The organism is Streptomyces dioscori (genome assembly GCF_003024195.1).
Taxonomy (GTDB): Bacteria; Actinomycetota; Actinomycetes; order Streptomycetales; family Streptomycetaceae; genus Streptomyces; species Streptomyces dioscori.
Genome location: NZ_KZ679051.1, coordinates 110,778 through 121,684, shown reverse-complemented (window position 1 = coordinate 121,684; position 10,907 = coordinate 110,778). Strand labels below are relative to the sequence as shown.

The window sequence follows — 10,907 nt, the reverse complement described above, 5'->3', positions numbered from 1 at the left end:
GGGCTCCAGTCGGACCAGGGGCCGCCGGTGCCGGTCTGCCAGCGGTGGTGGAGGGCGTGGTCGGTGCCGCGGATGAAGAGGACCATGCCTCCGTCGCGGCCGACGAGGACGGTGGGCCGGCCCTGTGCGGCGCCGCCCATGTCGACCCAGGAGCCGTGCCAGCCGTGACCGTGCTCGGGGCCCCGCTGCCAGGTGTGCGTGATACGCCCTTCGGGGTCGCGGGCGAACACCGACAACGCGCCGTTGGGACTCAGGACCACCGCCGGGTCACTGGCGAGGTGTCCGCCCAGGGACACCCACTCCGGTGCCCACGCGCCCGCCTCCGACTGCCAGGTGTGCCACAGCGTCCCGTCGGTGCCCCGCACGAACACCGCGAGCTTGCCGTAGCGGCCGACCAGCGCCCACGGCCGGCCCACCGCTCCGGAGGACGGACGGCCCAGCGGCGTCCACGCCGACCACGCGCCGCCCGCCTGGTTCTGCCAGCGGTGCGCCACGTCGCCCGTCCCCTCGACCCCGGACACGACCATGCCCGAGCCGTGGTCCACGACGGACGGGATCCCGACGCCGACCTGCGGCGCGGTCGCCCCGCGCCCGGTCCACCAGGTGGTCTCCCTGCGCGCGCCCGCCCAGCCGAAGCTGAAGTGGACGTGGTCGGTGTGCGGGCTGCGACCGGTGTACGGGGTCCAGCCGGCGTCCGCGCGCGAGGCCTGCCAGATCCGCCGGTTCCAGATCATGTACATGATTCCGAAGCGGCGGGCGAGGGCGTGGGGGTTGCCGTGCCGGTCGGTGGCGAGCAGCCAGCCGATGAGGTCGTCGGCGATGGCGGACTGGCCGTCGGCGGCGACACCCCAGTCCCAGGCCCTGCCCTCCTTGTGCTCGCTGACGCCCGGCCCGCCGCACTCCCTGCTGATGCCCATGCCTTGCGTGCCGGGGTAGGCGCCGAGGACCAGGTCGCGGAACTCCAGAAGGCCCGGCTTCGCGGCCGGATCGCAGTCCCGCTGCCCCTCGTGGGGTGCGTAGTCGTCGATACCCGGACCGAAATCCGGTGCGGTGGGGGGCATACGGTGACCTCCTGGGCCGAGGTGGCGTGACGTGCCGTCGCTCTCTTGGTGCCACCCTGGCGGGCCGCGCCGCCGACCCGGCCGGGCTTCGATCACTTCCGCCCCAACGGATGAACGGACCCGGCGGGAGGAAGTGAAAAGGGTTCGACTTCCGCAAGGGCATCAGGGAAGCTCCCCGCCATGACGAACCCCGCTCTTCACAGCATCACGTTCGACTGCACGGGCGACCCGTACGACCTCGGCCTGTTCTGGAGCGAGTTGCTGGGCCGGCCGCTGGACGACGACGACAAACCGGGTGATCCGGAGGCGCTGATCGCGGACCCCGACGGAGGTCCGAGGCTGCTGTTCGTCCGCGTCCCGGAGGGCAAGACGGCCAAGAACCGCATCCACTTCGACCTGCGGCCGACGGGGCGCACGCGGGCCGCGGAGGTCGAGCGGGCGCTCGCGCTCGGCGCGACACTCCTCGCGGACCGGACGCGCCCGGACGGCGGCGGCTGGTTCCTCCTGGCGGACCCGGAGGGGAACGAGTTCTGCGTGGAGCGGGGTGATGCGGACTGACTGGTCGCCCCGGGCTGCCTTCTTGCGCCGTTCCCCGCGCCCCTGGGGGCGGACCAGTCGTGTGTGACCTGCGGCCCGGTGGGGCTTGTCGCGCAGTTCCCCGCGCCCCTGAGGGGGTGACCGGTCGTGTGTTGGCTGCGGGCCGGTGGGGGTCACCCGCGCCGTTCCCCGCGCCCCTGAGGAGTGGGGTGGGTCCGGAAGTGTGTCGGCTGCCGGCCGGTGGGGGCTTGCCGCGCAGTTCCCCGCGCCCCCGAGCGGGGGCGTCCCACTGCGTGTCCGCGTCTCGGGCGATGGAGGGCGAGGCACGGAGTGCCCGCCTTCAGGGGCGCGGGGAACGGCGCGGCAAGCCCCCACCGCGTCGCAGCCGACCCACGACCGGTCCCCCCGTCAGGGGCGCGAGGAACTGCGCGAGAAGCCCCCACCGGCCCGCAGCCAACACAGGACCGGTCCCCCCTCAGGGGCGCGGGGAACGGCGCGGGTGACCCCCACCGGCCCGCAGCCAACACAGGACCGGTCCCCCCCCCGTCAGGGGCGCGGGGAACTGCGCAACCGGCCCCCACCCGCCCGCACCTCGGGTGCCCCATGCACCCATGTGGGTCGCCAAATGTGCGCTATGTGAGTTCTGCGCCGATATTGGGCGCAAAGGAACAGGCTCCGGCGCCGGAGCCGCAGCGCACCGATGAGGAGGCACTCCATGCGTGGAGCCACACACGCCAGATGGGCCGTATGCGCGACGGCGGTAGCCCTCGCCGCGACGGCCTGTGGGGGAGGCGGGGACGGCGGGGACAGCGGCGGCAGCGGCGACGGCTCCGGCATCCTCAGTTCGTCGTGGGGCGACCCGCAGAACCCCCTGGAGCCCGCCAACACCAACGAGGTGCAGGGCGGCAAGGTCCTCGACATGCTGTTCCGCGGTCTCAAGCGCTACGACCCGAAGACCGGCGAGGCCAAGGACATGCTGGCCGAGAAGATCGACACCTCGGACTCGCAGAACTTCACCGTCACGGTGAAGAGCGGCTGGACGTTCAGCAACGGCGAGGCGGTCTCCGCCAAGTCCTTCGTGGACGCCTGGAACTACGGTGCCAGCCTCAAGAACAACCAGAAGAACGCGTACTTCTTCGGGTACATCGACGGCTACGACAAGGTCCACCCGGAGGACGGCGGCAAGCAGTCGGCCCAGACCCTGAGCGGGCTGAAGGTGACGGGGGACAACACCTTCACGATCAAGCTCAACCAGAAGTTCTCGACCTTCCCCGACACCCTCGGCTACGCCGCCTTCGCCCCGCTGCCGCAGGCGTTCTTCGACGACCACGCGGCCTGGCTGAAGAAGCCGGTCGGCAACGGCCCGTACACGATCGACTCGTACGCCAAGGGCTCGGCGATGAAGATGCGTACGTGGGACAAGTACCCCGGGGACGACAAGGCGCAGAATGGTGGGGTGGACCTGAAGGTCTACACCGACAACAACACCGCCTACACGGACCTGATGGCCGGCAACCTCGACCTCGTCGACGACGTGCCCGCCGCCCAGCTCAAGAACGCCAAGAGTGACCTCGGCGACCGGTACATCAACACCCCCGCCGGCATCATCCAGACCCTCGCCTTCCCGTTCTACGACAAGAACTGGGGCAAGGACGGGATGGAGAAGGTCCGTACCGGGCTCTCCATGGCCATCAACCGGGAGCAGATCACCGAGACCATCTTCCAGAAGACGCGTACCCCCGCCAGCGACTGGACCTCGCCCGTCCTCGGCGAGGCCGGCGGCTTCAAGGAGGGGCTGTGCGGTGACGCCTGCGAGTACGACCCCGACCAGGCCAAGAAGATGATCGAGGAGGGCGGCGGACTCCCCGGCGGGCAGGTCAAGATCTCTTACAACGCGGACACCGGTTCCCACAAGGAGTGGGTGGACGCCGTCTGCAACTCCGTCAACAACGCGCTCGACAACGACAAGGCCTGCGTCGGCAACCCGGTCGGCACCTTCGCCGACTTCCGCAACCAGATCACCCAGTCCAAGATGTCGGGCCCCTTCCGGGCGGGCTGGCAGATGGACTACCCGCTGATCCAGAACTTCCTGCAGCCGCTGTACTACACCAACGCCTCGTCCAACGACGGCAAGTGGACCAGCAAGGAGTTCGACGGCCTCGTCGACAAGGCCAACGCGGAGACCGACCAGGCCAAGGCGGTCGGTCTCTTCCAGGACGCCGAGAAGGTCCTGCGGGACGACATGGGCGCCATTCCGCTCTGGTACCAGAACGGCAGCGCCGGCTACTCGGACCGGATCTCGAACGTGGCACTGAACCCGTTCAGCCTGCCCGTCTACAACGAGATCAAGGTCAACTGAGCCGCGGGGGCGCGCACCTCAGCTGGACAGCGGGTGCGCGCCCCGCCTACCCCCACCTACCTCCGGAGCCCTCATGGGACGGTATGTGATCCGGCGTCTGCTGCAGATGATCCCGGTCTTCATCGGCGCCACCCTGTTGATCTTCCTGATGGTGAACGTGATGGGCGACCCCATCGCGGGCCTGTGCGGCGACCGCCAGTGCGACCCCGCGACGGCGACCCAGCTGCGTAAAGAGTTCGGCTTGGACAAGCCTGTGTGGCAGCAGTACGCGACCTACATGGGCAACGTCTTCACCGGCGACTTCGGCACCGCGTTCAACGGACAGGCGGTCACCGAGCTGATGTCGACCGCCTTCCCGGTCACCATCCGGCTCACGATCGTCGCGATCCTCTTCGAGGTCGTCATCGGCATCGCACTCGGTGTCGTCACCGGGCTGCGCCGCGGCCGGCCCGTCGACACGGGTGTCCTGCTGATCACCCTCGTCGTGATCTCGGTGCCCACCTTCGTCACCGGTCTGCTGCTGCAGCTGCTGCTCGGCGTCAAGTGGGGCTGGATCAGCCCGTCCGTCTCCTCCGAGGCACCCTTCGACGAGCTGATCGTGCCCGGCCTGGTCCTCGCGTCCGTCTCCCTCGCCTATGTGACCCGGCTGACCCGGACGTCCATCGCGGAGAACCGGCGCGCCGACTACGTCCGTACGGCCATCGCCAAGGGCCTGCCCCGGCGCCGGGTCATCACCCGGCACCTGCTGCGCAACTCCCTCATCCCGGTGGTCACCTTCATCGGCACCGACATCGGCGCGCTGATGGGCGGCGCGATCGTCACCGAGCGGATCTTCAACATCCACGGCGTCGGATTCCAGCTGTACCAGGGCATCCTGCGCCAGAACACACAGACCGTCGTCGGCTTCGTGACCGTCCTCGTCCTCGTCTTCCTGGTGGCCAACCTGCTGGTCGACCTCCTGTACGCCGTACTCGACCCGAGGATCCGCTATGCCTGAGCCGACGCCGCCCGAGCCGACGCCGCCGGAGCGGCCCCTGCCCTCCATGCCACCCGGGCCGCACCTGTCCGGCGGCGGCCGGGCCCCCGAGGACGGCGCCATCGCCGCGACCGGCATGGGCGGCGCGATGGACCTCGCCACGCAGGAGGCCGACTCCCTGCGGAAGCCCCTCGGCGGGCCGGACGGCTCCGGCCCCCAGGACAAGCCGCGTTCCCTGTGGTCCGACGCCTGGCGCGACCTGCGGCGCAACCCCGTCTTCATCATCTCGGGGCTCGTCATCCTCTTCCTGATCGTCATCTCCCTGTGGCCCTCGGTGATCGCCTCCGGCAACCCCCTCAAGTGCGACCTCGCCAAGTCCCAGGAGGGTTCGCAGCCGGGCCATCCCTTCGGCTACAACGGCCAGGGCTGCGACGTCTACACGCGCACGGTGTACGGGGCCCGGGTCTCCGTCACCGTCGGCGTCTGCGCCACGCTCGGGGTGGCGATCCTCGGCTCGGTGCTGGGCGGGCTCGCCGGGTTCTTCGGCGGGGCGTGGGACGCGGTCCTCTCCCGTATCACCGACATCTTCTTCGCGATCCCCGTCGTCCTCGGCGGTCTGGTGCTGCTGTCCGTGGTCACCAGCTCCACCATCTGGCCGGTGATCGGCTTCATGGTGCTGCTGGGCTGGCCGCAGATCTCCCGTATCGCCCGTGGCTCGGTCATCACCACCAAGCAGAACGACTACGTGCAGGCCGCCCGCGCGCTCGGCGCCTCCAACTCGCGGATGCTGCTGCGGCACATCACGCCGAACGCGATCGCCCCGGTCATCGTCGTGGCGACCATCGCGCTGGGCACGTACATCTCGCTGGAGGCGACCCTGTCGTTCCTCGGCGTCGGGCTGAAGCCGCCCACCGTGAGCTGGGGCATCGACATCTCCTCGGCGTCCCAGTACATCCGCACCGCGCCGCACGCCCTGCTGTGGCCGGCCGGGGCGCTGGCCGTCACCGTCCTCGCGTTCATCATGCTCGGCGACGCGGTGCGCGACGCCCTCGACCCGAAGCTGAGGTGACCGGCGTGACCGACGTGCTGCTCGAAGTGCGCGATCTGCACGTGGAGTTCAGGACCCGGGACGGGGTCGCCAAGGCCGTCAACGGGGTCACCTACAGCGTGGACGAGGGCGAGACGCTCGCCGTGCTCGGCGAGTCCGGCTCCGGCAAGTCCGTGACCGCGCAGGCCGTGATGGGCATCCTCGACACCCCGCCCGGGAAGATCACCTCGGGCGAGATCCTCTTCAAGGGCCAGGACCTCCTGAAGTTCAAGGAGGAGGAGCGGCGCAAGGTCCGCGGCGCCCAGATGGCGATGATCTTCCAGGACGCGCTGTCGTCCCTGAACCCGGTGCTCAGCGTCGGCGCCCAGCTCGGCGAGATGTTCACGGTCCACCGGGGCGCGTCCCGCAAGGAGGCGAAGGCGAAGGCGATCGAACTGATGGACCGGGTACGCATCCCGGGCGCCGCCTCCCGCGTCGGCGACTATCCGCACCAGTTCTCCGGCGGGATGCGCCAGCGCATCATGATCGCGATGGCGCTGGCCCTGGAACCGGCCCTGATCATCGCCGACGAACCCACCACCGCCCTCGACGTCACCGTCCAGGCCCAGGTCATGGACCTGCTCGCCGAGCTGCAGCGCGAGCTCAACATGGGCCTCATCCTCATCACCCACGACCTCGGCGTGGTCGCGGACGTCGCCGACCGGATCGCCGTCATGTACGCGGGCCGGATCGTCGAGTCCGCCCCGGTCCACGACATCTACAAGGCCCCCGCGCACCCGTACACCAAAGGCCTCCTCGAATCGATCCCGCGGCTCGACCAGAAGGGCCGGGAGCTCTACGCGATCAAGGGCCTGCCGCCGAACCTGATGAACATCCCGCCGGGCTGCGCCTTCAACCCCCGCTGCCCCATGGCCCAGGACGTCTGCCGCACCGACGTACCGCCCCTGTACGAGGTGACCGAGGCGGGCGCGGACCGCGTGAGCGCCTGCCACTTCTGGAGGGAGTGCCTCAATGGCTGAGCGGAAGAACGGCGCTGTCGCCGAGCACCTGAACGCCCCCGCCGGCGAGCCGATCCTCCAGGTCCGCGGCCTCGTCAAGCACTACCCGCTCACCCAGGGCATCCTGTTCCGCAAGCAGGTGGGCGCGGTGAAGGCCGTCGACGGCGTCGACTTCGACCTCGGCGCGGGGGAAACCCTCGGCATCGTCGGCGAGTCCGGCTGCGGCAAGTCGACCGTCGCCAAGATGCTGGTCAACCTGGAGCGGCCGACCGCGGGCGAGATCAGGTACAAGGGCGACGACATCACCAAGCTGTCCGGCCGCGCCCTCAAGGCCGTCCGCCGCAACATCCAGATGGTCTTCCAGGACCCGTACACCTCGCTCAACCCCCGGATGACCGTCGGCGACATCATCGGGGAGCCGTACGAGATCCACCCCGAGGTCGCGCCGAAGGGCGACCGGCGGCGGCAGGTGCAGGACCTGCTGGACGTGGTGGGGCTCAACCCGGAGTACATCAACCGCTATCCGCACCAGTTCTCCGGCGGCCAGCGCCAGCGCATCGGCATCGCGCGCGGCCTCGCCCTGCGCCCCGAGATCATCGTCGCGGACGAGCCGGTGTCGGCGCTCGACGTGTCCGTGCAGGCGCAGGTGATCAACCTGATGGACCGCCTGCAGACCGAGTTCGCCCTCTCCTACGTCTTCATCGCGCACGACCTGTCGATCGTGCGGCACATCTCCGACCGGGTCGGGGTGATGTACCTCGGCCGGATCGTGGAGACCGGCCGGGACGCCGAGATCTACGACCACCCGACACACCCGTACACCCAGGCGCTGCTGTCCGCCGTGCCCGTCCCGGACCCGGAGGCCCGCGAACACCGGGAGCGGATCATCCTCTTCGGCGACGTGCCCTCGCCCGCGAACATCCCCTCCGGCTGCCGCTTCCGCACCCGCTGCTGGAAGGCCGCGGAGCGCTGCGCGATGGAGGTCCCGCTGCTCGCGGTCCCCGCGGAGTTCCGGTACGAGGCCGGTCCCGCCGCCCATGACTCGGCCTGCCACTTCGCGGAGGAGAAGCAGGTCGTGCCGCAGGAACCGGTGGAGCCGCCGGGCGAACCGACGGACGGGTCCGCGTAAGCCGACAAACAGGGAGCAACTGCGTTAACATGCAGGCAACTTGGCCGACCCGGCACCGATATACGGACGCGGCACTGTGAACACCGTACGGCCGTGCGGGTGCCGTAGACCGGCCGGGGAGCGCCATGTCTCCCCGGCCGGTCGCCGTTCCCGTCCCGTATGGGGGCTGCGCCCCCTCGCCCTCGCTGATCGCGCTGCGCGCTCGTCCTCAAACGCCGGACGGGCTGAATTTTCAGCCCCTCCGGCGTTTGAGGAGCGGGGGTTCGGGGGCTGGCCCCCGAGTCGTTGACGGGAACGGGTAGGGGCGGCGGGGGCGAGTGCCGTTTCCCTAGACCCGGGCCGATCCGGCCAGTTCCTGGCGTGGGCCGTCGCCCGCCGACGGCTCCTCCCGGTCCAGGGACGCCCCCTCCGTGTCGATGTCCGGCAGTACGCGGTCCAGCGCGCGGGGCATCCACCAGCTCGCCTCACCGAGGAGCCGCAGGGCCGCCGGTACGAGGAGCATGCGGACGACGAGCGCGTCGACCAGCACCCCGACGGTCAGGGCCAGTCCGATGGACGCGACCATCTGGTCGCCGCCGCTGAAGGCGAAGCCGGCGAACACCGCCGCCATGATCGCGGCCGCCGCGACGACGACGGGTGAGGCCTGCCCGAAGCCCCGCACGATGGCCGCCCGGGTGGGGAGTCCGGCGCGGTGCGCCTCGTGCATCCGGGCCACCAGGAACACCTGGTAGTCCATGGCGAGGCCGAACAGCACGCCCACCACGATCAGCGGTGTCAGGCTCGCCAGCGGCCGGGCCTCGTCGAGGCTGACCAGCGTGCCGGCCCAGCCCCACTGGAACACCGCCACGGTCACGCCGAGGCCCGCGGCCAGCGACATGAGGAACCCGGCGGTGGCCAGCAGCGGCACCATGACGGAACGGAACACGAGCGTGAGCAGGAGCAGCGAGAGACCGACCACGGCGACCAGATAGATGATCAGGCCGGACGAGAGTGCCGCGTTGACGTCCACGTCGACGGCGGTCTGGCCCGTCACCGAGACCTCGGCGCCCGCCACGTCGTCCATCGCCGTGCGCAGCGAGTTCACCAGGTCGCTCGTACGTGAGTCGGTCGGGCCGTGGTCGGGTGTGACCGCGAGGAAGGCGATGCCCGTGTCCTCGGCGCGCTGGACCGGGCTGACGTCGGCCACACCGTTCAGCGCGGTGATCCGCTTGGCCGTGCCGGCCGCGGTGTCCGCCGCGTCCGGGCCTTCGAAGAGCACCACCAGGGGGTTCTGTTCGCCGGCGCCGAACGCGTCGCTCACCGTCGTGTAGGCCGCACGCTGGGAACTGGCCGGGTCGGGGCCGCCCGGGGGATCGAGTTCGGTCTTGAGGGAGAGGGCCGGGACGGCGAGCAGGGCGACGAGGACGATGCTGCCCAGCATGGTGAGGACGGGCCGGTCGACCACGACCTGCGCCCAGCGGCCCAGCAGGCCCGTCCCGCGGCGGCTGCCCGGCTCCGGCGCGGCGGACGCCGACCCCGACCCCGTCCCCGCTGCCGCTGCCGCTGCCGCTGCCGCTGCCGTCTCCGCGGCCGGTGCGTCCGTTGCGGCCGGTGCCCCGGTCGCCGGTGCCGTGTACACCGCGCCCGCCACCGGGCGCTCCCTGCGCGGCAGTGCCCGGTGGCCGAGGGTCTTGAGCACGGCCGGTACGACGGTGAGCGAGGCTGCCACGGCCACGATCACGGCGAGTGCCGCGCCGAGTCCCATCTCGGTGATGAACGCGATGCGAACGATCGCCAGCCCCGTCAGGGCGATGACCACGGTGGTCCCGGCCACCACCACGGAGGTGCCGGCCGTGCCGGCGGCGCGGGCCACGGCGGCGTCGACGCCCACGCCCCGGCGGAGCTCGTCACGGAACCGCGAGAGGATCAGCAGGGCGTAGTCGATGCCGACCGCGAGCCCGAGCATCACCGCGATGATCAGCGTGGTGGACTGGATGCCCTCACCCGTGGCGGACCACGCGAGAATGCCCAGGACGCCGACGACGACCCCGCTCAGGGCGGTCAGCATGTTCGCCCCGGCGGCGGCCAGCGAGCCGAAGGTCAGCAGCAGCACGACGAAGGCGACCACGACGCCGACGATCTCGGTGACGCCGGCGATCTCGGGCGGCCCGTCGTCCAGGGTCCCGCCGAGTTCGACGCGGTATCCCTTGTCCGTCAGGGGAGCCGCTGCTGCCCGGAGGCCGTCCTCGACGACGGCCTGGTCCGCCTCCAGGTCGACGGTGAGTGTCGAGACGGCGACCGAACCGTCCTTCGACACATAGGGGCGGTTCTCGGCGTAGGGGTCCGCGGCGGACTTCACGTCGGGGACGCCGGTGGCGCGCGAGACGAGGCCCGCGACCAGTTCCCGGTCGGCCGGCCGGGTCAGGGAGGTGCCGTCGGGTGCCTCCACGACCAGCATCAGCTCGCCGGCCTCGGGGTCGGCCTCGGGAAACGCCTTCGCCATCGTGGCGAGCGCGGTGGTCGACTCGGCGCCCGAGATGCTGAATTCGGCGTCGGAGAACTTGGCGCCGCTGATCGTGACGACGGTGAGGACCACGGTGAGTACGAACCATGCTCCGGCGACGACGAGCCGGTGACCGGCGCTGAACGCGCCGATCCTGGACAACAATCGGGACATCGGGACTCCTGCGGAATGCGGCATGCGGCACGCGGAATGCGGTGCGCGGGCCGCTCGTGCGGCCGGTGCCCAGCCTCCGCCGGGAGGTGCCGGACGGTCGTCGCACAGCGGCGGTAGCGGAACTACCGCCGCTGGTGTACTTC

At 70.7% G+C, this 10,907-nt stretch carries 7 protein-coding genes and 1 pseudogene; 6 read left to right on the top strand and 2 right to left on the bottom strand.

Annotated elements, in window-relative coordinates:
* A pseudogene (locus C6Y14_RS31155) lies at positions 1 to 1,061 on the bottom strand (hypothetical protein); the annotation flags it as partial.
* A gap of 180 nt (positions 1,062 to 1,241) precedes the next feature.
* On the opposite strand from C6Y14_RS31155, the gene C6Y14_RS31150 reads away from it, so the two are divergent.
* The 6 genes from C6Y14_RS31150 (at position 1,242) to C6Y14_RS31125 (ending at position 8,108) form a co-directional block, all read left to right on the top strand.
* A complete protein-coding gene (locus C6Y14_RS31150; RefSeq protein ID WP_107020208.1) occupies positions 1,242 to 1,619 on the top strand; it encodes a VOC family protein in 378 nt (125 codons plus the stop codon).
* 694 nt (positions 1,620 to 2,313) lie between these two features.
* Complete coding sequence (locus C6Y14_RS31145) at positions 2,314 to 3,957, top strand: peptide ABC transporter substrate-binding protein (RefSeq protein WP_107020207.1); 1,644 nt, start codon at positions 2,314 to 2,316, stop codon at positions 3,955 to 3,957.
* A gap of 73 nt (positions 3,958 to 4,030) precedes the next feature.
* Complete coding sequence (locus C6Y14_RS31140) at positions 4,031 to 4,954, top strand: ABC transporter permease (RefSeq protein WP_107020206.1); 924 nt, start codon at positions 4,031 to 4,033, stop codon at positions 4,952 to 4,954.
* Between the two features lie 46 nt (positions 4,955 to 5,000).
* Positions 5,001 to 6,002 (top strand): ABC transporter permease, encoded by a 1,002-nt coding sequence (locus C6Y14_RS31135; protein WP_107020386.1) that lies wholly within the window; start codon positions 5,001 to 5,003, stop codon positions 6,000 to 6,002.
* Positions 6,003 to 6,016: 14 nt separating this feature from the next.
* Positions 6,017 to 7,000 carry an ABC transporter ATP-binding protein gene (locus C6Y14_RS31130; RefSeq protein ID WP_107020385.1) on the top strand — a complete coding sequence of 328 codons (984 nt, stop codon included), beginning with the start codon at positions 6,017 to 6,019 and terminating at the stop codon, positions 6,998 to 7,000.
* Positions 6,993 to 8,108, top strand: coding sequence for an ABC transporter ATP-binding protein (locus C6Y14_RS31125; RefSeq protein WP_107020205.1), 1,116 nt, complete (start codon positions 6,993 to 6,995; stop codon positions 8,106 to 8,108). The genes C6Y14_RS31130 and C6Y14_RS31125 overlap by 8 nt, the downstream gene beginning before the upstream one ends.
* A gap of 328 nt (positions 8,109 to 8,436) precedes the next feature.
* Here the strand turns inward: C6Y14_RS31125 and C6Y14_RS31120 are convergent, their stop codons facing one another.
* Entirely contained in the window at positions 8,437 to 10,764 is a 2,328-nt protein-coding gene (locus C6Y14_RS31120; protein ID WP_107020204.1) for an MMPL family transporter, read from the bottom strand.
* Between the last annotated feature and the right edge of the window lie 143 nt (positions 10,765 to 10,907).